Source organism: Stutzerimonas frequens, from assembly GCF_024448335.1.
Classification (GTDB): Bacteria; Pseudomonadota; Gammaproteobacteria; order Pseudomonadales; family Pseudomonadaceae; genus Stutzerimonas; species Stutzerimonas frequens.
In genome coordinates this window covers 48671-71207 of sequence record NZ_JAMOHM010000001.1, presented here as the reverse complement: position 1 = coordinate 71207, position 22537 = coordinate 48671, and the positions used below count along the sequence as shown (strand labels likewise).

At 65.9% G+C, this 22537-nt stretch carries 20 protein-coding genes, 1 tRNA gene and 1 pseudogene; 1 reads left to right on the top strand and 21 read right to left on the bottom strand.

From position 1 onward, the window contains the following. Positions 1–9 precede the first annotated feature (9 nt). From NAO55_RS00330 to rpsU, 20 genes and pseudogenes are all read right to left on the bottom strand, one after another. A complete protein-coding gene (locus tag NAO55_RS00330; protein ID WP_102839601.1) occupies positions 10–1260 on the bottom strand; it encodes an NAD(P)/FAD-dependent oxidoreductase in 1251 nt (416 codons plus the stop codon). Then, positions 1247–3595 (bottom strand): MMPL family transporter, encoded by a 2349-nt coding sequence (locus NAO55_RS00325; RefSeq protein WP_102839602.1) that lies wholly within the window; start codon positions 3593–3595, stop codon positions 1247–1249. The genes NAO55_RS00330 and NAO55_RS00325 overlap by 14 nt, the downstream gene beginning before the upstream one ends. Beyond that, entirely contained in the window at positions 3585–4196 is a 612-nt protein-coding gene (locus NAO55_RS00320) for a LolA family protein (protein ID WP_102839603.1), read from the bottom strand. The genes NAO55_RS00325 and NAO55_RS00320 overlap by 11 nt, the downstream gene beginning before the upstream one ends. Continuing rightward, positions 4193–4618, bottom strand: a complete 426-nt coding sequence (locus tag NAO55_RS00315; protein ID WP_102839604.1) for an acyl-CoA thioesterase — start codon at positions 4616–4618, stop codon at positions 4193–4195. Before NAO55_RS00315 ends, NAO55_RS00320 begins: the two co-directional genes overlap by 4 nt. Then, positions 4611–6143 carry an HAL/PAL/TAL family ammonia-lyase gene (locus NAO55_RS00310; RefSeq protein WP_102839605.1) on the bottom strand — a complete coding sequence of 511 codons (1533 nt, stop codon included), beginning with the start codon at positions 6141–6143 and terminating at the stop codon, positions 4611–4613. The genes NAO55_RS00315 and NAO55_RS00310 overlap by 8 nt, the downstream gene beginning before the upstream one ends. Continuing rightward, positions 6136–7080, bottom strand: coding sequence for a lysophospholipid acyltransferase family protein (locus tag NAO55_RS00305; protein ID WP_102839606.1), 945 nt, complete (start codon positions 7078–7080; stop codon positions 6136–6138). Before NAO55_RS00305 ends, NAO55_RS00310 begins: the two co-directional genes overlap by 8 nt. Then, positions 7077–7892, bottom strand: a complete 816-nt coding sequence (locus NAO55_RS00300) for a glycosyltransferase family 2 protein (RefSeq protein ID WP_048328506.1) — start codon at positions 7890–7892, stop codon at positions 7077–7079. Before NAO55_RS00300 ends, NAO55_RS00305 begins: the two co-directional genes overlap by 4 nt. Further along, a complete protein-coding gene (locus tag NAO55_RS00295; protein WP_102839607.1) occupies positions 7889–9565 on the bottom strand; it encodes an ApeI family dehydratase in 1677 nt (558 codons plus the stop codon). Before NAO55_RS00295 ends, NAO55_RS00300 begins: the two co-directional genes overlap by 4 nt. Continuing rightward, complete coding sequence (locus NAO55_RS00290; RefSeq protein ID WP_180981614.1) at positions 9562–10137, bottom strand: COG4648 family protein; 576 nt, start codon at positions 10135–10137, stop codon at positions 9562–9564. Before NAO55_RS00290 ends, NAO55_RS00295 begins: the two co-directional genes overlap by 4 nt. A 49-nt stretch (positions 10138–10186) precedes the next feature. Further along, entirely contained in the window at positions 10187–10444 is a 258-nt protein-coding gene (locus NAO55_RS00285) for an acyl carrier protein (RefSeq protein WP_019405658.1), read from the bottom strand. Between the two features lie 12 nt (positions 10445–10456). Then, positions 10457–10720 carry a phosphopantetheine-binding protein gene (locus tag NAO55_RS00280; protein ID WP_061373892.1) on the bottom strand — a complete coding sequence of 88 codons (264 nt, stop codon included), beginning with the start codon at positions 10718–10720 and terminating at the stop codon, positions 10457–10459. Then, positions 10701–11507, bottom strand: a complete 807-nt coding sequence (locus tag NAO55_RS00275) for a lysophospholipid acyltransferase family protein (protein WP_102839608.1) — start codon at positions 11505–11507, stop codon at positions 10701–10703. The genes NAO55_RS00280 and NAO55_RS00275 overlap by 20 nt, the downstream gene beginning before the upstream one ends. Then, a complete protein-coding gene (locus NAO55_RS00270) occupies positions 11483–12208 on the bottom strand; it encodes a beta-ketoacyl synthase chain length factor (RefSeq protein WP_102839609.1) in 726 nt (241 codons plus the stop codon). Before NAO55_RS00270 ends, NAO55_RS00275 begins: the two co-directional genes overlap by 25 nt. A 193-nt stretch (positions 12209–12401) precedes the next feature. Beyond that, positions 12402–12839 (bottom strand): thioredoxin TrxC, encoded by a 438-nt coding sequence (gene trxC, locus NAO55_RS00265; protein ID WP_063539643.1) that lies wholly within the window; start codon positions 12837–12839, stop codon positions 12402–12404. A gap of 69 nt (positions 12840–12908) precedes the next feature. Beyond that, entirely contained in the window at positions 12909–14186 is a 1278-nt protein-coding gene (locus tag NAO55_RS00260) for a bifunctional O-acetylhomoserine aminocarboxypropyltransferase/cysteine synthase (RefSeq protein WP_102839610.1), read from the bottom strand. Positions 14187–14278: 92 nt separating this feature from the next. Continuing rightward, positions 14279–16090, bottom strand: a pseudogene (locus NAO55_RS00255) (SLC13 family permease); the annotation flags it as partial. Positions 16091–16299: 209 nt separating this feature from the next. Further along, a tRNA-Ile gene (locus NAO55_RS00250) sits at positions 16300–16376 on the bottom strand. 111 nt (positions 16377–16487) lie between these two features. Continuing rightward, positions 16488–18341 (bottom strand): RNA polymerase sigma factor RpoD, encoded by a 1854-nt coding sequence (rpoD, locus tag NAO55_RS00245; RefSeq protein WP_063539646.1) that lies wholly within the window; start codon positions 18339–18341, stop codon positions 16488–16490. 67 nt (positions 18342–18408) lie between these two features. Then, complete coding sequence (dnaG, locus tag NAO55_RS00240; protein ID WP_102839612.1) at positions 18409–20361, bottom strand: DNA primase; 1953 nt, start codon at positions 20359–20361, stop codon at positions 18409–18411. 138 nt (positions 20362–20499) lie between these two features. Further along, positions 20500–20715, bottom strand: a complete 216-nt coding sequence (gene rpsU, locus NAO55_RS00235) for a 30S ribosomal protein S21 (RefSeq protein WP_003290642.1) — start codon at positions 20713–20715, stop codon at positions 20500–20502. A 195-nt stretch (positions 20716–20910) separates the two neighbouring features. On the opposite strand from rpsU, the gene tsaD reads away from it, so the two are divergent. Beyond that, positions 20911–21936, top strand: a complete 1026-nt coding sequence (gene tsaD, locus NAO55_RS00230) for a tRNA (adenosine(37)-N6)-threonylcarbamoyltransferase complex transferase subunit TsaD (RefSeq protein ID WP_102839613.1) — start codon at positions 20911–20913, stop codon at positions 21934–21936. Between the two features lie 11 nt (positions 21937–21947). On the opposite strand, the gene plsY is transcribed toward tsaD, so the two are convergent. After that, the gene (plsY, locus tag NAO55_RS00225) at positions 21948–22517 is read right to left on the bottom strand and encodes a glycerol-3-phosphate 1-O-acyltransferase PlsY (RefSeq protein WP_063539649.1); all 570 of its coding nucleotides are present in this window, start codon (positions 22515–22517) and stop codon (positions 21948–21950) included. Positions 22518–22537 lie beyond the last annotated feature (20 nt).

The window sequence follows — 22537 nt, the reverse complement described above, 5'->3', positions numbered from 1 at the left end:
TCAATCCACTCAGGCACCGGCACCCGCCGAGCAGAGTTCGGCCAGTACGCGCAAGCGGCGTTTGGGTTCGGCGACATAGGGGTTCTTTTCGTCCCAGGCATAGCCGGCGAGGATCGAGCTGATCATCCGGCGGATCTCCGGCTGGGCGTGTTCGTAGTAGATCACGTCCTGGAAGCTGCAATCGTACCAACCCTCCACGTAGGTCCGGAAGGTATCGACGCCGCGCTTGAGCGGCGCGGCGAACTCGCGTTCCCAATCCACCGGTTCGCCGCTCAGCTGGCGATGCAGCACGGCGGCGGCCATGTGTGCCGAGCGCATGGCGATGGTCACGCCGGAGGAAAACACCGGGTCGAGGAACTCGGCGGCGTTGCCCAGCAGGGCGAAGCCCGGACCGTGCAGGCTCTTGACGTTGGCCGAGTAGCCGCCGATCAGGCGCGCCGGGGTGTCCCATTCGGCATTGGCGAGAATGCGCCTGAGGTTCGGTGCCTCCTGGACGAACTCGCGCAGGCAGGCGTCGAGGTTCACCGGCCGGCCTTCGTAGCGCTCGGCGCTGGCGACCACACCCAGCGAACAGCGGCCATTGCTGAACGGAATGGTCCAGTACCAGACATCGCGCAGCTCGGGATGGGTGGTGATAAGGATCTTCTCGCGGTCGAAGCGTGGGTCGTCGATACGGTCCTCGATATGGGTGAAGATCGCCCGGCGCACCGGGAAGCCCGACGGCGCTTCCAGATCCAGCAGCTGCGGCAGTACCCGGCCATAGCCGCTGGCATCGAGCACGAAGGCGGCATCGACGCGGTATTCGCTGCCATCGGCCCGACGAATCTGCAGCCAGGGCTGCGCGCCGGTGAAATCCACCGCGGTGACTTCTTCCTCGTAGCGGATTTCCACGCCCTGCAGCTCGGCCTGGTCGGCCAGCAGCTTGTCGAAGTCGGCGCGCTGGACCTGATAGGTGCTGCCATGGCCAGCGGTGAACTTGTCGCGGAAATCGAATTCCGTGTAGCGCTCGCCCCAGCCGAAGGCCGCGCCATGCTTGGTCTGGAACCCCGCCGCGCGCACCGCCTCGAGCATCCCGGCTTCCTCGATGAAGTCCAGGCAGTGCGAAAGCAGGCTCTCGCCGATGGAGAAGCGCGGGAAGCGCTGGCGTTCGACGATCAGCACGTCGTGGCCCTTGCGCTTGAGCAGCGCGCCAGCGATTGCGCCGGACGGGCCGGCTCCGATGATCACGACTTCACGGTGTTGCGTCTCAAGCGGCGCCATACGGCCTCCCTGCCTGTGGTGGTGTGTCTTGCTGATGGATGGCCCAGGGGGCCAGGAAAAAACTGAATGCCAGGCCGAGGCTGACGGTGAGGCCGAAGTTGCTTACCGCCGGCGTGCTGGACACCGCCAGCAGGCCGAACGACAGCCAGGTGGTGGTGGCCGCCAGCAGGGTGCCGACCAGGCTGACCGCAGCGCCGCCGACCTGCTCGCGCATCAGAATGGCGTAATCCACGCCGATCGCCGTGACCAGCAGCAGGCCGAACAGGCCAAACAGCGTCAGCGGCTGACCGAGCCAGCCGAGACTGGCCAGGCTCGCCAGGGCTGCCAGCAGGGGCACGGCCAGGCAGCGCAGGGCGCCGCCCGGCCCGAAGGGAAAGCAGAGCAGGGCAAAGATCAGCAGGCTGGCGAGCAGCTTGAGTTCGCCCGCCTGAAGCTTGGTCGCGGCAAACAGCTGGTTGAGGCGGGCCGGCTGGTCGACCAGTGTCGTGCCGGGCACGTCTTCAGCGATGAGTTCCAGGGCGGCTCCGTCGCGCAAGCCCTGCAGGCTGATCAGCCCGGCGACGCCGTCGTTCTGCGCGCCGAGCCAGAGCGCGCGCCAGGGCTCGCCCAACGGGCCTGCCAGCGCCGCCTCGATGGTCACCGGTGGCTGTGCCTGCAGGCGCTCGATCTCGGCCTGCAGGTTGCTCGTCGCGGTGCCCAGCGCGGCGAGCGGCTGGCTGGCTGCAAGCAGGTGCGGCAGGGCGGCGCGCAGGCGGTCCTGTTCGGCAGTCGGTGCAACTAGCTGGCTCAGGGCAAGGTGCCCGCCCAGGCGTTGCTCGGCCTGCAGGTCGGACAGGCGGCGGCTGAGCTCGGCCTGGCGTTCGAGCAGCGCGTCGGCATCGGCGGCGCGCACGAGGAGGTACTGGCTGGTGGGCTGGAAGCCGGTGATCGTACCGATACGCTCGGCTTGCTGCTGCAGTACCGGCGCGCGGCTGACCCACTGGCGCAGGTCGTCCTCGAATGACAGCTGCAGCACGCCGCTTACGCAGAACAGTCCGAACACGGCCAGCAGCCAGGGCGAGCCGATGCGTGCAAGCAGGGCCTGGCGCACCTGCAGCCAGCGCTGCGCCCAACCCAATGGGCGTGGCCAGGGCTGCAGTCGACCATTGAACAGCAGCGGCAGCAGGCAGGTGGTGCAGAGGAAGGCGCCGAGTAATCCGGCTGTAGAGAAGACCGCCACCTGGGTCAGTGCCGGGAAGGGCGTGAAGGCCAGCGCGAGATAGCCGATCAGGTTGGTTAACAGGGCCAGCGCCAGTCCCGGCAGGATCAGACCAAGCGCGCGCCGGCCGTGCCAGGGCTGCAGGGTCCAGCTCTTGGACAGGTAGTGCAGCGGGAAGTCCAGGCTGACGCCGATCAGGCTGGCGCCGAGCACCAGGGTCAGTACGTGCATCTGGCCGAACAGCGCGACGCAGGCGGCCGCCCCCGACAGCGCGCCGACCAGCACCGGCAAGGCGGCGAGGAGGATGCGCGGCGTACGGAACAGCCAGAGCAACAGCAGCAGGGTGGCACCCAGTGACAGGCTGCCGATCATGCTCGCCTCGGTGCGGGCCGAGCGCTGGCCATGGGCGGCATGCAGCACGCCGCCGGCAGCGAGCAGTTCGCCGCCGGCGGTTTCGACAGCGCTGCGGGCGGTCTCGACGAGTGCGGCTACCTGTTGTGGCAGGCGCTCATCGAACGCATCGCCCTGCGTGCGCGCGTGCACGACGGCCCAGCGCTGGCCGGCGTGCTCGGCAATCAGACGGCCATCGCCACCGGTGCGCAGGCTGCCCAGCTGCGGCATCCGTTGCAGGGCCAGGCCGGCGATGCCGAACCAGTCCTGTTCGAGCGGCAGCGGGCTGGCGGCGAAGGGGTCGTAGAGGCGCTCGATGCGCTGCTGGACGAACCGCGCGGGATGTTCGATGAGCTGCTGGCGCTCGGTATCGCCAAGCAGTCCGAGGGACTGCTCGCGCAGCAGGCGAGCGACCGCCGGCAGATCGGGCTGTATCCGCTCGCGCACCTGGGCGAACAGGCCGCTTCCACGCAGGTCGGCTGCCAGGCTTTCAGTCAGGCGCCAGGTTTCACGCTCGTCGTCATGCCGGATCAGCAGCATCAGGTCGCGCTTGAGCGGCTCCTGCATGCGCTCGGTCGCCAGCCCTTCGAGCGCGTCGTGACTCGCGTCGGGCAGGAGCTGCAGCAGGTTGGCGCTCAGCGGCGGGCCGTCGCGCCATTGCCAGGCATTCAGCGCCAGCAGGCCGAGCAGCGCCAGGCAGAACAGCGCGGCCGGCCAGCGCCGGGTCTGCAGGCGCTCAGTCGGCAAGATCGCGTTGCTCGCTGGCCGTGAGGGCGACGTCGGTCTGGCTGTCGAGCAGACGGATCAGCGTGCGATCACCCTGGGTTTCGTGCAGCTCGATTCGAGTCACCGTCTCACCGCCCTGGATCTCGATGTCGGCGAAGATCTGCTTGAGCAGCGCGCCGCGTGGCGTCAGTTGCAACCGCCACGCGTCGGGGTTGCCTTTCAGCTGCAGGTCGAAGTCGCGCTGCAACGCCTGGGTGTCGCCGCTCAGCACGGCGAGGAACAGCTGGTTCTGTCGGGCCGAACCGCCCTGCGGGTCGACCGCCTGCCAGCCCTGTTCGCCGCGCCGCGCGATCCCCTGAGGCGTAATGCGATAGTCCTGGCGGATCGGCTGTTGCAGCAGCCAGAGCAGGCCGTGGTCGCGGGACAGGGTGAACTGGCCGTGACTGGTCAGCGGCTGCGGCAAGGCTCTCAGGTGCTTTTCCTGAATGAAGTCGCCACGTACCACGGCCGGCCCGCTCAGTTGTCCGGCGAGCTGTGGCAGGTCGAAGGGTTGCGCCATGGCGATGGTGGTGACCAGCAGCAGGACGGCGGCGGCCAGCCATTTCTTGAAGAGCGGCGTCATGCCAGTGCGCGCTCCACCGCGTCGACGAACACTCGTGGCGAGGCCAGCAGCATCTCGCGGCTGGCGATCTCCACGGCGACCTGCACGGTGCTGCCGCGGGTCATGCGCTCGCCGGTTTCGGCATCGCGGATCAGGTAGTTGATCTTCAGGCGGTTCTCCCACTCCACCAGGTCGGCGCGCACCACGATGCGCTGGTTGAAGCGCGCGCCGCGCATGTAGCGCAGCTGCACGTCGATGATCGGCCAGGCATAGCCGGCGTCGCGCATCTGCTGATAGTTGTGGCCGATACGCTCGAGCAGCGCACAGCGGGCAACCTCGAAGTACTTGACGTAGTGGCCGTGCCAGACCACGTCCATGGAGTCGACATCGAAGAACGGCACGAGCAACTCGACCTCGGCCTGCAGTACGCCGTCCTTACGCATAAAGCCTCCAGTGGCGGTTGCGGATCTGTTCGAGGCACAGGCGCAGTTCGCCTTCCAGCGCCCGGTCTTCGATCAGCGGGGGGAAGGTCGCCGCCAGTTCGCTGTGCATGGCCGCCAGTGGAGCGGGCAGCGGGCGCGCGTCTTCCTGGCGCTGGCGCAGCCAGACGCCCTGCTGGGCGGCGAGCAGCGTGCCCGCGGCGACCTGCTCGCTCAGCTCCAGGCTGCGCAGCGCGTCGCGGGCGGCGATGGTGCCCATGCTCACCTTGTCCTGGTTGTGGCATTCGGTGGAGCGCGAGAAGACGCTGGCCGGCATGCTGTTCTTCAGCGCTTCGGCGGTCCAGGCGCTGGCACCGATCTGCACCGCCTTGAAGCCGTGGTTGATCATCGCCGTGGCGGCCGGCGCGCCGGAGAGGTTGCTCGGCAGGCCGTGGTTGTAGCGCGTGTCGACCAGCAGGGCGAGCTGGCGGTCGAGCAGATCGGCGACGTTGGCCACCAGGTTCTTCAGGCTGTCCATGGCGAAGGCGATATGCCCGCCATAGAAGTGCCCGCCGTGCAGCACGCGCTCGTTGTCGGCATCGATGATCGGGTTGTCGTTGGCGCTGTTCAGTTCGGTCTCGATGAACTGGCGCAGCAGGCCCAGGCTGTCGGCCAGCACACCGAGCACATGGGGGGCGCAGCGGATGGAGTAGCGGTCCTGCAATCGATGCAGCGGCGCCGCGGGCGCATCGATGGCCAGGTCCTGACGAATCCAGGCGGCGACCTGAGCCTGCCCAGGATGCGGCTTGGCGGCGAACAGGCGCTCATCGAAGTGCTCGGGGTTGCCCTGTAGGGCGATCACGTTCAGTGCGGTGATGCGGGTCGCCAGCTGCAGCAGGTAGTCGGCGCGGGCGTAGGCCAGGCAGGCGAGTCCGGTCATCACCGCGGTGCCGTTCATCAACGCCAGCGCCTCCTTGGGACGCAGGGTCAAGGGCGTCCAGCCGAGCTGGCGATGCACTTCGGCGGCGCTGCGGCGCTCGCCGCGATACAGCACCTCGCGCTCGCCGGCGAGGGCGGCGGCGACATAGGACAGTGGGGTCAGGTCGCCGCTGGCGCCGACCGAGCCTTCCTCAGGAATCAGCGGCAGCACATCGTGTTCGAGAAATGCCTGCATGCGTTCCAGCAGCTCGATGCGTACACCGGACATGCCATGGGTAAGCGAACGCAGGCGCGCGGCGAGCACGGCGCGGGTGGCTTCGGCGTCCAGCAACTTGCCGAGCCCGCAGCCATGAAAGGTGAACAGGTGCTGCGGCAACGCCTCGACCTGATGCAACGGCACCGCCACCACGCAGGAATCGCCATAGCCGGTGGTAACGCCGTAGATCACGCCTTCGCGGTCCAGCAGGGTGTCGAGAAACTGCGCGCCGCGGGTGATGCGGCTGCGAAAGGTCTCGTCCGCCTGCAGCCGTGCCGGCGCACGGCGCTGCGCCACGGCCAGCACGTCCTCGATGCGCAGAAGGTGTTCGCCAAAGATCACGGGCTCAGTCACGACGCGGGTCCTGTGTGTTCCAGAAGGGATAGAAGTTGAACCATTGCAGCGGCGCCTCCAGGCAACGCGCGGCGAGGCGGTCGGCGTAGCGCTGCACTGCCTGCGCGATCACCGCGTCGCGCTCGGCGCGGCGCCAGCGGATGCGTTCGGCGAACGGCTCGAGATGCACATGGAAGCGCTCGTCCTGCTTGAGACAGAACAGCAGATTCACCGGGCATTCCAGCAGGCCGGCGAGCAGCCAGGGCCCCTGGGGAAAGGCTGCCGGGTGACCGAGGAAGTCCGCCACGGCGGTGCGCCCACCATGCAGCGGCACCCGATCACCGGCGATGGCCAGCCACTCGCCGCGCTCCAGACGCTGGGACAGCTGCAGCATGGTCGCCGGGTCCAGTTCGCTGACCTGGATCAGCCGCAGGTTGTCGGCGCCGGACTGGTCCAGCAGGCGATTGAACTGCTCGGCGTGACGGGTGTGCACCAGCACGTTCATCCGCACTTCGCCGCCGATCTCCGCCAGCGCCCGGCAGATCTCCAGATTGCCCAGGTGCGAGCCGACCAGCAGCTGACCGCGCGCCCCGGCGAGGCTGGCGTGCAGGTTGGAAGGGTCGTGGATCACCAGGCGTTCCCGTCCGACGCGCCCGCTCCAGACATCCAGCTTGTCCAACAGCGCTTCGGCGAAACTCATGAACTGGCGATAGACCGAGCGGGTGCTCGGCTGCAGTTCGGCGCGACCGCTCCAACGCGCCAGGTAGCCCTGATACTCGCGCGCGCTGTCACGGGCGCTGCGGCCGAACAGATAGAAATACAGCACGATCAGATACAGCAGCGGCGCCATGGTGCGCCGACCAAGTACCCGTACCGCCCAGGCGGTCAGGCGCATCAGCGCGAAACTGCCGCGCTCGCGCTGCGCCGCCCAGTGCGAGGGCATCGGGGCTTCGCTCATCGCTGCAGGCGCCGGGCGAGCAGTTTTGGCGCGCGCAGCAGCATGCCGCAGAACAGCCGGGCATGCATGGCGGAGATCAGTGCATTGTCCAGCCAGAGGCGGAAGTGCGAGACGCCATCGGCCGGGTAATGCACCCGCGTCGGCAGCCAGACCATCGGCTGCTGCTGCCAGTGCAGGCGCACCAGGATCTCGGTGTCGAAATCCATGCGCCGGCCCAGGCGCACGCGGTCGAGCAATGCCAACGTCGGCTCCAGCGGGTAGACACGGAAGCCGCACATGGAGTCGCGGATCGCCAGCGACAGGGTGTTGATCCAGACCCAGACATGGGTCAGGTAGCGGGCATACAGGCGCCCCTTGGGCACGCTGGCGTCGTATCGCGGATAGCCGCAGATCACCGCGTCCGGCGCCTGGCTGGCGCGGTCGAGGAACAGCTCGACACCGGACAGGTCGTGCTGGCCGTCGGCGTCGACCTGCAGCGCATGGCTGAAGCCCAGTCGCCGCGCCTCGCGCAGGCCGCTGATTACCGCACCGCCCTTGCCCTGATTGCGCGGATGGCGGAGCAGGAAGACGCCGTCTTGCTCCGCCAGTCGGTCGATGACCGTTGCCGCGGCAGGGGAGGAACCGTCATCCACCAGCACGCAGGGCAGGTCCGCCGCCCGCAGCGCGGCGACCACTGCCGGCAGGCTGCGCTCGTGGTTGTAAACCGGGATCAGCGCGCAGGGCTTGAACCAATCCTCTTCGTTGGCCAGGGCGGGCGCCACGCTGGCGATCGGCTGCTCCTCGACGGGCGGCAAGGGATTGAGCGTGGTCATGGGCGAGCTCCCAGCAGGATGCGGCCGGACGAGCAGGGCTTGCCGGCGTTGTGATAGGCGAAGTACAGCTTGCCGCGGGCATGATCGAAACGCAGGCTCAGCTCCAGGTGATCGCCCGGGCGAGCGAGCTGCTGGAACTTGAGCACTTCCATGCCACCGAAACGCGGCGGCAGGTCGTCGATCAGTTCGCGCGCGAGGTTCATCGCCCACTCGATCTGAACGACGCCAGGCAGGACCGGCGTACGCGGGAAATGGCCGCTGAAGTGCGCCAGGTCCAGCGGCACGCGCAGCTCGATCTGCCAGTGATCGTCCTGCCACTGCTGCTGCAGACGCTCCGGTTCGCGCGGGCGCGGCGCCAGCAGCAGAGCGTCGAGTTCGGCCTGAGGCAGTTTGCCCTGGGCATTGCCCGGTAGCTGATGGAGCAGTCGCCAGCGTCGCGGCAGGGCCAATGCTTCGCAATGGTCGTTCAGATGCTGGCGCAGAGCCTGGGTGACGGCGCGCCGGCCCTGGTTGCGCAGGGCGAATATGCCAGCCTCGCTCAGCGCCACCAACGCGCCGAGATAGGCCCGCTGGTCCTGGATGACGCCCAGGCGGGCCTCGCTGACGTAGGCGTGCTCGGCCAGGGCGCTTTCCAGCATCGGTAGCGAGATCCGCTTCTCTTCCAGCTTGACGATGCGATCCAGCCGGCCACGCAGGGCGAAGCGGCCATCGGCATGCAACTCGGCGGCATCGGCGGTCTGTTCGACGTGCCCGCTGGCGAGCCAGGGCGAGGCCACGCGCAGCGCGCCCTGCTCGTCCTGGCCGAGCTCGACGCCCGGTAGCGGCTGCCACAGTTCGCCGCCCTGGCGCCAGGCGATGCCGCCGGTTTCGGAGCTGCCATAGATCTCCGTTGGCCACTGGCCGAGGCGCTCCCGCAGCAGTTGTGCGGCCTCGGCCGGCAGTGGCCCGCCAGAGGAGAACACCCGACGCACCTGGCGCAGCGCCGGCCAGTCGAGGTTGTCGCCCATGCGCTTGAGCAGGGCGGGACTGGCCACCCAGCAGAACGCCGGTTGTTCACGGCTGGCCCGCTGCATGTCCTCGGCGAACGGCAGGGGGCGGCGCAGCATCGGGCGGCCGGCGCACAGCGGCCAGAGCACACGGAACAGCAGGCCGTAGATGTGTTGCGTGGCGACGCTGCCGATCACGCTGGCAGCTCCGAGATCGGCGCCCCACAGCGCTTCCAGCGTCTCGACCTCATGGGCGAGCTGCGCCAGGCGCTTGTCGATCAGTTTGGGCTGGCCGCTGGAGCCCGAGGTGCAGAGCGTCAGGCCGAGCAGCTGCGGATCGAGTTCGGCGGCACTCAAGGGTTCGCCCAGCAAATCCATCAGGCTGTGATCACCAAGCTGATCGGTCAGCCACAGCTCGGTCTGGGCGTCCAGGCGCTCGCGGTTCGCCGGCTGCAGGTCCGCCGGCAGCAGCACACGCGCGCCGGCGCGCCAGGCACCGAGCAGGGCGATCGCCAGCTGCGCGGCATCCTCCAGGTGCACGGCCAGGCTGCACACATTGCGTCGCTGCAGCTCACCGGCCAGCTGCAGCGCCTGCAGTTGCACCTGGCCGAGCGACAGTGCGGGGGCATCGGTTACCCGCCGCGATTCGCCTGAAATCAGCAGTTCACACAGGCCGATCCAGCTCATGTGCGGCCTCTGACCCGCTGACGTACCAGCCACTCGCCGGCGAACAGCAGGCCCATCAACAGATAGGCGATCAGCCCGTTGTACAGCGTCCACCAGGCCAGCGGCGCCCAGAGCGTCAGGGCGGCGGCTATGGTGCCGTTGATGACGAAGAAGCCCACCCAGACTTTGGTCACCTGCCGCGTATAGCGCACGCCGGCTTCCGCCAGATCCGGCTCCTGTAGCCGGGCCAGACGCTCGATCACCGGCATGCCGACGAACAGGCTACCGGCGAACAGCGCGAGCATGGCAGCGTTGATCAGGACCGGATACCAGCGCAGCAGGACATCGTCGTCGAGCAACGCCAGGGCAAGGCAGAACAGCAGGGCGACAACAGCCGTCGCGCGGCTGGCGACGCGCTCGCTGCTCAGCAGGCGGGCAAGCCAGAGCGCCCCGAGTAGCGCGGCGAATACACGCGGCGAGAGGTGCTCGATACCGAAGTAGACGGCGAACGGATAGGCCAGCCCGGCGAGCAGCAGGGCGAGGCCGGCCATGCGGGCCAGGCCGGGCGGGATGGTGGATGAGCGTGGAAGCATCAGGAGTCCGAAAAACCGTGGTTGTGCTGCGGGGCGGGCGCGATGCCGGTCAGGCTGTCTCCGTGCTGGTCAGACGATAGACCGCCTCCACCACGTCACCGACGGTGCGCACGGCCTTGAACTCCTCGGCGGCAATCTTCTTGCCGGTCTGGCGCTTGATATGGTCGATCAGGTCGACGGCGTCGATGCTGTCGATCTCCAGGTCCTGATAGAGGTTGGCCTCGAGGGTGATGCGCTCGGGTTCGAGTTCGAACAGTTCCACCAGGGCGTCGCGCAGGGTTTGGAAAATCTCGTTGCGGCTGTTCACGGCAGATGCTCCTCAGGCGGTGGCGCGGCTGGCGCTGACGAAAGCTGCCAGGCTGTCGACGCTGGCGAAATGCTTGCGGGTGTCCTTGGCGTCGGCGTCGATCTTGATACCGAAGCGCTTCTGAATCGCCAGGCCGAGTTCCAAGGCATCCACCGAGTCGAGGCCAAGACCTTCGCCGAACAAGGGCTGGTCGGCAGCGATGTCGTCCGGGCCGAGGTCTTCCAGACCCAGGGCGTCGATGATCAGTTGCTTGATTTCAAGCGTCAGTTGGCTCATCGAGTGCGAGCTCCTTTATGAAGTGTCGGTGCAGATGGTCGTTGAGGCGGCGCGAAGCGATCGGGGCGGCGCCCAGGGCGGCGAATGCCTGCGGGTCGATGTCGTCGCCCACGCGTAGATGAAAGTGAAAGCGCCGCGAGGGGATGCGGTACCAGGGTTCGGCCTTGGTCAGGGTAGTCGGTGTCACGCTGATCACCACCGGCGTCACCAGCCGCGCGCCTCGCAGCGCGATGGCCGCCGCTCCGCGATGGAACTGCGGGGGCTGGCCGGGCGTGGTGCGGGTGCCCTCGGGAAAGATGATCAGCGTCTGGCCCTGCTGCAGGGCTTCGGCCGCTTCGTCGAGCATCTCGGCGCTGCCGTTGTTGCTGATGTACTGCGCGGCGCGGATCGGCCCACGGGTGAAGGGGTTGTCCCACAGGCTCTGCTTGACCACGCAGTTGGCGTCGCGGATCAGTGCGATCAGCACCACCACATCGATCAGCGAAGGATGATTGGCGATGATCAACTGGCCCGGGCGACCGAGGCGCTCGGCACCTTCGACCTCATAGGTCAGCACGCCGCTGCGGTACATGAACTGCACGAACAGCCAGAACAGCCGGCTGACCGTTTGCCGTGCACGGCTGCGTCGGGTGATGGAGTCGCCGGGCAGCAGCGCGAGTAGCGGGAAGACCAGTATGCGCAGGCACAGCCCGCCGATGCCGAACAAGGCGAACGACAGCCCGGTGGCAACCAGGCGCCACAGCCACGGCACATTGGGCCGCTTCAGCGCGTCCGCTGCCAGTTCCATCTGCGCGTCTTCCATTGATGCGTGAGTTGGGAGCGGCCATCGAGCAATGCCCGGATCAGCTCCAGCGCATGTGGTGCGGATGCTGTCACGGCGGGCTCGTCGGCCGATTGCAGTTGCAGTTGCCAGGTGTCTCCGGCGGTCAGTCGCAGCGCCAGCGCGTAGGGTATCTGGACATCATCAATCCAGGGTCGATAGGCGTCTGGCGGCGTTTCCTCGGCGATCACCAGCAGAACGGCCGGCGCGCCTTCGTTCAACAGCAGCGCGGCTTCGAGGAGCGCGTGCTCGAGCCCGTCGCCTTCCGCGGCGAGGGCCGTCATTTCGCTGGAATCGCCCTGAAAGATCGACCAGAGGCCGATGATGGCGTTGTGCACTGACAGGCTGAACTGGGTCGGCGAAAGCGGCTGCTGCTCGGCCAGGTCGCTGAGCAGGGCGAAGTTGCGGGTGGTTTCACCGTGGCGCGAGGCATACACCAGCGGCATCGGCGGCTGGTCTTCGACCAGGGGGGCGGCGACAGCAAAGACCATGCGCGCCAGCCGGCTCAAGCGCCGACGCTGCATGGCGGGCAAAAAGGATACGTCCGGCTGAGCGTCTGGAGCGTCCGGCCAGACGCTGGCCAATGCCCAGCGCGACCAGTCGGCATGGCAGGCACAGCCCGGCGCCCAGGCCTGCCATTGGTCGATGTCGAAGCGTATTGCGCTCATGCCTGCGCGGCTCTCGTGGGGCCAGCGCATAGACGTCCGTGTGTTACTTGCATTGGAAGTGCCGCTCGAAAAGTGCGGGCATTATCCAAGTGCCATGATGGCTAGGCAAACATTGCGACACATATCCTGATGGGAGGTCGCAATTGTGGGTGGAACTTGGCGCTGTTCTGGTTGCCGCCTGATGTTTATGCCGTCAGCGAACGCCCTGCTGTGCCAGCCAGGCCAGCAGTTGTGGCAGCGGCATGGCACCGCTCTGGCGCGCGACTTCGCGGCCTTCGCGAAAGAGGATCAGGCTCGGAATGGAGCGGATGCCGAGCTGCGTCGACAGTTGCGCATTGGCTTCGCTGTCGAGCTTGGCCAGGCGGCAGCGGCCCTGCAGCTGGCGCGCGGCCTGGGCGAAGGTCGGGGCAAAGCTGCGGCAGGGGCCGCACCAGCTGGCCCAGACATCCACCAGTAGCGGCAGGTCGCCCTTGATCTGGTTGGCGAATTGCTCCTGTTGCAGGTCGAACGGTTGGTCCGGCAGCGCCTCGGACTTGCAGCGCCCGCAGCGTGGCGCGTCATGTATGCGATCGGATGGGATGCGGTTGAGGCTGGCGCAATGTGCGCAGGGGACGATCAGCGAATCGGTCATGGCGAGGCTCCCTCGGCGATATGCCGATAATGTGGAGCCTCGCTGGCGGATATCAAGCTGCGCGCCGTCTCAACACTTGGATGCGGCCAGTGCCTGGGCCAGGTCGGCGAGGATGTCGTCGATGTGCTCGATACCGATCGACAGCCGGATCAGGTCCTGCGACACGCCGGCGCGGGCCAGTTCGTCGGCATTCAGCTGGCGGTGCGTGGTGCTGGCCGGATGGCAGGCCAGGGACTTGGCGTCGCCGATGTTGACCAGGCGCACCACCAGTTTGAGCGCATCGATAAAGCGCGCGCCGGCCTCCATGCCGCCTTCGATGCCGAAGCAGAGAATCGACGCCGGCATGCCGCCCATGTAGCGGCGGGCCAGTTCGTGCTCAGGGTGATCCGGCAGTCCGGCGTACTTGACCCATGCCACCTGTGGGTGGGATTGGAGGAACTCGGCAACCTTGAGCGCGTTTTCGCAGTGGCGCTCCATGCGCAGGGCGAGGGTTTCCAGCCCCTGCAGGATCAGGAACGAGTTAAACGGTGAAATCGCCGCGCCCATGTTGCGCAGCGGCACAACGCGGCAGCGGCCGATGAAGGCGGCGGGGCCGAACGCTTCGGTGTAGGTGACGCCGTGGTAGGACACGTCCGGCGTGTTCAGCAGCGCGAAACGTTCCTTGTACTGCGCCCAGGGGAATTTGCCGGAGTCGACGACGACACCGCCAATGCTGGTGCCATGGCCGCCCATGTACTTGGTCAGCGAGTGCACGACGATGTCCGCGCCATGCTCGAACGGTCGGCAGAGCACGGGCGTGGCGACGGTGTTGTCGACGATCAGCGGCACGCCGTGGCGGTGCGCGGCTTCGGCCAGGGCGGCAAGGTCGATGATGTTGCCGGCCGGGTTGCCGATGGACTCGCAGAACACCGCCTTGGTGCGCTCGTCGATCAGCGCTTCCAGGGCGGCGATGTCGTCGTGGGCGGCGAAGCGCACCTCGATGCCCTGGCGCGGCAGGGTATGGGCGAACAGGTTGTAAGTGCCGCCGTAGAGCTTGGCCACCGAAACGATGTTGTCGCCGACTTCGGCGATGGTCTGAATGGCGTAGGTGATCGCTGCCATCCCCGAGGCTACGGCCAGTGCGGCCACGCCACCCTCTAGGGCCGCTACTCGCTGCTCGAGCACGTCGGTGGTGGGATTCATGATGCGCGTATAAATGTTGCCCGGCACCTTCAGATCGAACAGGTCGGCGCCGTGCTGGGTGTCATCGAACGCGTACGAGGTGGTCTGGTAGATCGGTACCGCCACGGCCCGGGTGGTCGGGTCCGGGCTATAGCCTGCATGAATGGCGAGGGTTTCCAGTTTCATGGCGCGCTCCTTGTTCTTGTTCGTCGGGGCAAAGGCCCGAGAGCATGAAACTGAACGCCTGAACGGTCAATGATCCAGCGCAAGCCTTGTCGTCAGAGCGGCGTGAGCGGCCAGAATAGCGGAATCACCAGCGTAGCCACGACCCACAGCAGCAGGTTCAGCGGTATGCCCACCTTGAGGAAGTCGGTGAAGCGATAGCCGCCGGCGTTGTAGACGAAGGTGTTGGTCTGATAGCCGATCGGCGTGGCAAAGCTGGCGCTGGCGGCGAACATCACGGCGACCACGAACGGGCGTGGGTCGACCCCCAGGTGCTGGGCTAGGCCAATGGCGATCGGAGTGATCAGTACGGCCACCGCGTTGTTCGACAGTATCTCGGTGAGGATCGAGGTCAGCAGGTAGATGAACGAAAGCATGAACAGTGGGCCGGCCCAGGGGGTAATGGCCGTCACGTTCTGCACGACCAGCTGCACCAGCCCCACCTTGTCCATGGCGATGCTGATCGCCAGCATGCCGAAGATCAGGCTGAGGATCTTCCAGTCGACTGCTTTGTAGGCGTCCTCGACATCCAGGCAGCGCGTCGCCAGCACTGCGGCTGCACCGATGATCGCCAGGCCTTCGATCGGCATCACGCCAAAGGCCGCCAACACCATGACCGAGAGTGTGGCGATGATCGCGATCGGCGCCTTGTCGCGGCGGAACGCACGTTCCTGCACCGCGTTGAGGCTGATCAGCTCGCCGTTGTCGGCGAAGCGCTTGATCTGCGCCGGCGTGCCCTCGACCAGCATCACATCACCGAACTGCAGCTGGAAATCGTCGAAGTTGCCCTGGATGTTCTCGTCTTGGCGGTGCACGGCCAGCACACTGATGCCATAGCGTGCGGACAGGTCGAGGTCGCGCATCGGGCGGTGGCTGTAGCGCGAGCCGCGGCCGACGATGGCTTCGGCGAGAATCACATCTTCACTGCTGATGGTCTCGAAGGCGTCGCCACGGTTGAAGGTCAGGTGGCCGCTTTCGCGCAGCTCGACCACGTCCTTGACTTGGCCGTGGATCATCAGCAGATCGCCGGCGTTCAGCGTGAAGTCGTGCTCCGGGCGGCTGAAAAGCTGGCTGTCGCGATTCACCTGCAGCACCTGCAAGCCGCTGCCGCCATTGAGGTTGGCCTCGGCGATGGTCTTGCCGATCACCGGCGAACTCAGCGGAACGCGCAGCTCGGTCATGAAGTTGCGGTCCAGGCGTGGGCCGAGCAGCTTGGACAGTGTGTCGCGTTCCGGCAACAGGTGCTTGCCGATGGTCAGCAGATAGACCATGCCGGCGGCGGCCATGATCAGCCCCGCTGCGGTGATCTCGAACATGCCGAAAGGGGCGAGGCCGGCTTTGCGCGCCACGCCGTCGACGAGGATGTTGGTCGAGGTGCCGATCATCGTCAGCGTGCCACCGAGGATCGTCGCGTACGACAGAGGAATCAGCAGTTTCGAGGGTGTGGTGCCGGCACGCTTGGCCAAGGAAATCGCCACGGGCGTGAGGATCGCCACCACCGGCGTGTTGTTAAGGCCGGCGGAAATGACCAGCGCGGTGATCGTCAGGCCGAATAGGACCCGTGTAGGGCTGGTGCCCACCAGATTGCCGAGCCAGTTGCCCAGCGCATCGATGCATCCGGTGCGCTCCAGCGCCGCCGAGATGATGAACATGCAAGCGATGGTGACCGGCGCCGAGTTGGACAGCACGCCGAGCACCTCGCCGGGCGTCAGCAGCTGCGTCGCCAGTAGCACCGCCACGGCAATCGCCACGACGATGTCGGGGCTCCAGCTCTCCCTCACGAACGCCACCAATACCCAGATCAGCAAGGCGCAGACGAACAACAGCGGCAGCGATTCTGGAAGCATGGACGTCCTTAAGGATGGCGACTGAGGCGCGTCGAAACAACGGGCCCGCGGCGCAAGATAGAGACGTCAGCTTAGAGAGTCCAGAAACCTTTCCTGCTGTTTATATGCGATCTGGTTATTAACGGAGAATGGGCGCGGCTGGCGAGCGCGGGGCCGGAAATGGCGGCGTCGCTGAGTCGTCCGTCGACAGCGGATAAACGAAAAAGCCGCGCAATGCGCGGCTTTGAAGGTGGTGGGCCCACACGGACTCGAACCGTGGACCAAAGGATTATGAGTCCTCTGCTCTAACCAACTGAGCTATAGGCCCCCAGAAGGCCGGCGGATTATACCGGCGGTATGGCGGCTGCGCCAATCGAAGCTAGCTGCTCCGAGGCATACGGCTGAAAAAACAACCCCCGGCATGCCGGGGGTTCTGGTCTTACTCGTCGAGGAAGGAGCGCAGATGCTCGCTTCGCGTCGGGTGGCGCAGCTTGCGCAGCGCCTTGGCTTCGATCTGACGAATGCGCTCGCGGGTGACATCGAACTGCTTGCCGACTTCCTCGAGGGTGTGGTCGGTATTCATGTCGATGCCGAAGCGCATGCGCAGCACTTTGGCTTCACGGGCGGTGAGGCCGGAGAGCACTTCGCGGGTGGCCTCCTTGAGGCTTTCCACGGTAGCGACGTCGATCGGCGACTGCATGGCCGAGTCCTCGATAAAATCGCCCAGGTGCGAGTCTTCGTCGTCACCGATCGGCGTTTCCATGGAGATCGGCTCCTTGGCGATCTTCAGTACCTTGCGGATCTTGTCCTCGGGCATTTCCATGCGCTCGCCAAGCTCCTCGGGCGTGGGCTCGCGGCCCATTTCCTGCAGCATCTGGCGGGAGATGCGGTTGAGCTTGTTGATCGTCTCGATCATGTGCACCGGGATGCGGATGGTCCGCGCCTGGTCGGCAATGGAGCGAGTGATCGCCTGGCGAATCCACCAGGTGGCGTAGGTCGAGAACTTGTAGCCGCGGCGGTATTCGAACTTGTCCACCGCCTTCATCAGGCCGATGTTGCCTTCCTGGATCAGGTCGAGGAATTGCAGGCCGCGGTTGGTGTACTTCTTGGCGATGGAGATCACCAGGCGCAGGTTGGCCTCGACCATCTCCTTCTTCGCCCGACGGGCCTTGGCCTCGCCAATGGACATGCGACGGTTGATGTCCTTGATGTCGGCGATGGCGAGCTCGCACTGCTGTTCCAGCTCGATCAGCTTCTGCTGGCAGCGCTGGATGTCTTCCTTGCGGTTGCCGATGGCCTCGGCGTACTTGCTCTTGCCGGCAGCCAGTTGCTCGGCCCAGTCGAGATTGGTCTCGTTGTTCGGGAACTGGCGCAGGAAGTCGGCGCGTGGCATGCGGGCATCACGCACGCACAGCTGCATGATGGCTCGCTCCTGGGCGCGGATCTGGCTCAGTGCGTCACGCACGCGCTCGACCAGGGCATCGTACTGCTTGGGCACGAGCTTGATCGGCATGAACAGGATGGCGAGGGCTTCGAGTTCCTCGGTAGCCTGCTGGCTGGCGCGGCCATGCTTCTTGAGGGCCTTGTTGGCTTTTTCAAGCTGTTCGGCGACCGCGCCGAAGCGTAGGCGCGCGACTTCCGGATCGGGCCCGCCGTCGCCTTCTTCTTCTTCGCTCTCGGACTCTTCTTCGTCCTCGTCGTCCTTGTCATCGTCCACCGGCTTGCTGGTGGACTGCGGCGTCTGCGGCTCGACTTCCTGAGGCGCGGCGGCGCCGTCGTCGTCGGGGTCGATGTAGCCGCTGAGGATGTCGGACAGGCGGCCGCCTTCGTTCGTCACGCGCTCGTAGTCAGCGAGAATGCTGTCGACGGTGCCGGGGAAGTGGGCGATCGCGCTCATGACTTCGCGAATGCCTTCCTCGATGCGTTTGGCGATTTCGATCTCGCCTTCGCGGGTCAGCAGTTCGACGGTGCCCATTTCGCGCATGTACATGCGCACCGGGTCGGTGGTGCGGCCGATGTCGGTCTCGACCGCGGCGAGTGCAGCGGCGGCCTCTTCGGCGGCAGCTTCATCGGTATCGGCTTCGGCCAACAACAGGGCATCGGCATCCGGAGCGGTCTCGAATACGTTGATGCCCATGTCGTTGATCATGCGAATGATGTCTTCCACCTGTTCCGGATCGGAAATATCCTCCGGCAGGTGGTCGTTGACCTCGGCGTAAGTCAGGTAACCCTGCTCACGGCCACGCTGGATCAACTCTTTGAGGCGGGACTGCTGTTGCGCTTTTCCGGACATATAACCCTATCCACTGAAGGTTCTGGCGGGCTGAAAACAAGCTGAGCATTATAGCCGAGCTAGGACCTCACGCGCCAGTTGAGGTCGGTGTAGTGGGTATTGCGTTGCGGCTCAATAGGTTACGCAGTTGGTCTTTTTCCTCTGCGCTGAGTTCACCTTGGCGAGCCTTGCGCAGCAGGTTTTCGAGGCGCCGTTCCCGCTGTCTGGCGGCAAGGCTATTAATGGTGTCGAAAAACTGCTGTTCAAGGTTATCGGCAGAGATCAGCCATTCTTTCTCTGCCAGTGCGCGTAAAAGTCGACCCTGATCCGTGCCGTGCCAGCGGGCGATCAACTGCAGGCTGCGCAGCCTTGGGTTTTTCTGCAGGGTGCCGAGCAGCGCCACTAGCAATTGGGCGTAGGTATCGTCTTCTGCGGCGAAATGACTGACATCTTCCACCTTCTGCGCCAGCTCCGGATGGTGCAGCAGGGTGCGCAGGGTGGTCAGTGCCGGGGGCTCGACCGTGGCGGGCGTGCGCGGCCCGCGTGGCATTAAGTCTGGACCCTGGCCGTTTTTTTTCCAGTCCTTTTTCCACTCTTTCTTGCCGGGCTTGCCGCTGCGCGGTTGCGGCTGCACGGGTTCCGGTGGCTCGAAGTGGTCGGGCTCGCCGTAGGCCGGGCTGGCGTCGTAGTAGGTGTAGTCGTCGTAGGTCGGCGTGCTGCTGGGTGCGGCTACGGGCGCAGCGGCCATGTGCTGCAGTGCTTCGCCGTTCAGTCCGGTGATCTCGGCGAGGCGCTGGCGCATCAGCGCGCGCAAGTTGTTGCCTGGAATCTTTTCGATGAGCGGTGCGGCGAGCGTGGCCAGGTGAGCCTTGCCTTCCAGGGAGCGTGGATCGGCTTCTTCGCTCAGTTGCTGGAAGAAGTAGTCGGCCAGTGGCTGCGAGTGCTGCTGGATGCGGGCGCGAAAGGCGTCGGTGCCCTCGGCGCGGACCAGGGTGTCCGGATCTTCGCCGTCCGGCAGGAACAGGAAGCGTGCGCGGCGCCCGTCCTGCAGGTTCGGCAATGTTGCCTCCAGTGCGCGCCAGGCGGCCTTGCGACCGGCGGCGTCGCCGTCGAAGCAGAACAGCACGCTGGGAACGATGCGAAACAGGCGCTTGAGGTGTTCCTCGCTGGTGGCGGTGCCCAGAGTGGCGACGGCGTTGCGCAGACCTTGCTGGGCCAGAGCGATGACGTCCATGTAGCCCTCGACCACCATGATCTCGTCGAGGTCGCGGTTTGCCTGGCGCGCTTCGTAGAGGCCGTAGAGCTCCTGGCCCTTGTGGAAGACCGGCGTTTCAGGCGAGTTCAGGTACTTGGGTTTGTCGTCGCCCAGTACCCGGCCGCCAAAGGCGATCACCCGGCCGCGACTGTCGCGGATGGGGAACATCACGCGGTCGCGAAAGCGGTCGTAGCGCTTGCCGTTCTCGGCGTTCTCGATCAGCAGGCCGGCATCGATCAGCGCCTTCTGCTGCAGGGTATCGCCGCCGAGATGCTTCATCAGGTTGTCCCAGCCCGGCGGTGCGAAGCCCAGGCCGAAGTCCCGGGCGATGACACCGGACAGTCCGCGGCCCTTGAGATATTCCACCGCGGCCTTGCGCGTCGGGTGACTCTTCAGCGCCTGGCGGTAATAGTCGGCGGCGGCAGCGAGCAGCGGATAGAGCGGCGAATCGACCGGCTGGCGGGGCTTGTGCTTGCGCCCGCTGTCCTCGCGTGGGACTTCCATGCCGGCGCGCTTTGCCAGCTCCTCGACCGCCTGGGGGAAGTCCAGCTGGTCGTGGTCCATGACGAAGCCGAGAGCGTTGCCGCCGGCGCCGCAGCCAAAGCAGTAGTAGAACTGTTTGTCCGGGCTGACGCTGAAGGACGGCGTCTTTTCCTTGTGGAAAGGGCAGAGGGCGCTGTAGTTCTTGCCGGTCTTCTTCAGCTGGATGCGCGAACCGACCACCTCGACGATGTCGGAGCGGTTGAGCAGGTCATCGATGAAGGATTGGGGGATCAGTCCGGCCATAGGGGTATCAGATTACGCTCGCAAAGCATGCGCCGGAAATGAAAAAACTCCGGCCTTTCGCCGGCTGGCGAAGCGGAGTCTGCATGCAATGCAAAACCCGGCCGAAGCCGGGTTTGATGCGACGTCAGCTGTACTGGATCAGTACAGGCGGACGCTACGGCGCTGCTCGCGCTGCACTTTCTTGGCGTGACGCTTGACTGCGGCAGCAGCCTTGCGCTTGCGCTCGGCAGTCGGCTTCTCGTAGAACTCGCGCGAACGGACTTCGGCCAGAACGCCGGCTTTTTCGCAGGAGCGCTTGAAGCGACGCAGTGCTACGTCGAAGGGTTCATTCTCTTTAACTTTGACAGCGGGCATCCAGGACTTACCTTCACTTGATTACCGGTGGCAACGCGCTTCGGCAATGACTCGCAAGCACGCTGGTTTTAAGGGTTGCGGATGTTACCCGCTCCAATGGTGGAATGCAAAGCCCCTGATCGAAAAGCGCTGGTCGGTCGACCGGCCCGACGATTAATATGCACGGCTTCATTCGCCTTCCGGAAGATTGAACCCATGCTGGTGCTGGGGTTGGAAACGTCCTGCGACGAAACGGGTGTCGCGCTTTACGACAGCGAACAGGGCCTGCTGGCCGACGCGCTATTCAGCCAGATCGACCTGCATCGCGTCTATGGCGGCGTGGTGCCGGAGCTGGCTTCCCGTGATCACGTGAAACGCATGCTGCCGCTGATCCGTCAGGTACTGGCCGAGGCCGGCCGCGAGGCAGGGCAGATCGACGCGGTGGCCTATACGGCCGGCCCGGGTCTGGTCGGTGCCCTGCTGGTCGGTGCGTCCTGTGCTCAGGCGCTGGCGCTGGCCTGGGGGGTGCCGGCGGTCGGCGTGCACCATATGGAAGGCCATCTATTGGCGCCGATGCTCGAAGCGCAGCCTCCGGCGTTTCCGTTCGTCGCCTTGCTGGTGTCTGGCGGGCATACGCAGCTGGTGCGTGTGGATGGCATCGGCTGCTACGAGCTGCTCGGCGAGTCGGTGGACGATGCTGCGGGCGAGGCGTTCGACAAGACCGCCAAGCTGATGGGCCTGCGCTACCCGGGCGGGCCGGAGATCGCACGGCTGGCCGAGCAGGGCACACCGGGGCGCTTCGTCTTTCCGCGCCCGATGACTGATCGGCCGGGGCTGGATTTCAGCTTCAGCGGGTTGAAGACCTTCACACTCAATACCTGGCAGCAGTGCCGCGATGCCGGTGACGACAGCGAGCAGACCCGCTGCGACATCGCGCTGGCCTTCCAGCAGGCGGTGGTGGAGACGCTGACCATCAAATGCCGGCGGGCCCTGAAGCAGACCGGGCTGAAATCGCTGGTCATCGCCGGAGGGGTCAGTGCCAACCAGTCGCTGCGCCAGGCGCTGGAAGCGATGCTTGCCGAACTCAAGGGGCAGGTGTTCTATGCGCGGCCACGTTTCTGTACCGACAACGGCGCGATGATCGCCTACGCTGGCTGTCAACGCCTGCTGGCGGGCCAGCATGATGGGCCGGCGATCGCCGTGCAGCCACGCTGGTCGATGGAGACGCTGCCGGCGATCTGAACCGCATCGACCTAGAAGTGCCTTTCCCGGCCAGCGAACAGATCGCGCACATTGCTGCGGTGACGCCAGACAATCAGCGTTGCCAGCAGGCTCATCGGCAGCAACGCACCGGGCTGTTGCCAAGCCAGCAGCGGCAGGCAGAGCGGCAGGGCGATCAGGGCTGCCAGCGAGCTGGTGCGGGTCAGGCGGAATACCAGCAGCCAGGCGCCGATGGCCAGCAATGCGGCCGGTGGGTAGAGCGCAAGCAGGGCGCCAGCGGCGGTCGCTACGCCCTTGCCGCCGCGAAAACGGAAGTACAACGGATAGAGATGGCCGCATACCGCCGCCAGACCGATCCAGGCCTGCTGCTGAACGCTCATGTCCAGCGAGGCGGCCAGTAGGACGGGCAGCAGGCCTTTGAGCAGATCGCCGAACAGCGTGCAGATCGCCAGGCGCTTGCCGGCCAGACGAAGCATATTGGTAGCGCCGGGGTTGCCGGAGCCACCGGCGCGCGGGTCGGGTATCCCGGCCAGGCGGCTGAGCAGTATGGCGAATGACAGCGAACCGATCAGGTACGCGAGCAAGGTCAGCAGCCAGAACATGGAATCCATCCGGGGCAGGG

Coding starts and splice junctions, on each gene's coding strand:
- NAO55_RS00330 (WP_102839601.1), bottom strand. CDS start 1,260: ATGGCGCCGCTTGAGACGCAACACCGTGAAGTCGTGATCATCGGAGCC.
- NAO55_RS00320 (WP_102839603.1), bottom strand. CDS start 4,196: ATGACGCCGCTCTTCAAGAAATGGCTGGCCGCCGCCGTCCTGCTGCTG.
- NAO55_RS00315 (WP_102839604.1), bottom strand. CDS start 4,618: ATGCGTAAGGACGGCGTACTGCAGGCCGAGGTCGAGTTGCTCGTGCCG.
- NAO55_RS00305 (WP_102839606.1), bottom strand. CDS start 7,080: ATGAGCGAAGCCCCGATGCCCTCGCACTGGGCGGCGCAGCGCGAGCGC.
- NAO55_RS00300 (WP_048328506.1), bottom strand. CDS start 7,892: ATGACCACGCTCAATCCCTTGCCGCCCGTCGAGGAGCAGCCGATCGCC.
- NAO55_RS00295 (WP_102839607.1), bottom strand. CDS start 9,565: ATGAGCTGGATCGGCCTGTGTGAACTGCTGATTTCAGGCGAATCGCGG.
- NAO55_RS00290 (WP_180981614.1), bottom strand. CDS start 10,137: ATGCTTCCACGCTCATCCACCATCCCGCCCGGCCTGGCCCGCATGGCC.
- NAO55_RS00280 (WP_061373892.1), bottom strand. CDS start 10,720: ATGAGCCAACTGACGCTTGAAATCAAGCAACTGATCATCGACGCCCTG.
- NAO55_RS00275 (WP_102839608.1), bottom strand. CDS start 11,507: ATGGAACTGGCAGCGGACGCGCTGAAGCGGCCCAATGTGCCGTGGCTG.
- NAO55_RS00270 (WP_102839609.1), bottom strand. CDS start 12,208: ATGAGCGCAATACGCTTCGACATCGACCAATGGCAGGCCTGGGCGCCG.
- trxC (WP_063539643.1), bottom strand. CDS start 12,839: ATGACCGATTCGCTGATCGTCCCCTGCGCACATTGCGCCAGCCTCAAC.
- NAO55_RS00260 (WP_102839610.1), bottom strand. CDS start 14,186: ATGAAACTGGAAACCCTCGCCATTCATGCAGGCTATAGCCCGGACCCG.
- rpoD (WP_063539646.1), bottom strand. CDS start 18,341: ATGTCCGGAAAAGCGCAACAGCAGTCCCGCCTCAAAGAGTTGATCCAG.
- dnaG (WP_102839612.1), bottom strand. CDS start 20,361: ATGGCCGGACTGATCCCCCAATCCTTCATCGATGACCTGCTCAACCGC.
- rpsU (WP_003290642.1), bottom strand. CDS start 20,715: ATGCCCGCTGTCAAAGTTAAAGAGAATGAACCCTTCGACGTAGCACTG.
- tsaD (WP_102839613.1), top strand. CDS start 20,911: ATGCTGGTGCTGGGGTTGGAAACGTCCTGCGACGAAACGGGTGTCGCG.
- plsY (WP_063539649.1), bottom strand. CDS start 22,517: ATGTTCTGGCTGCTGACCTTGCTCGCGTACCTGATCGGTTCGCTGTCA.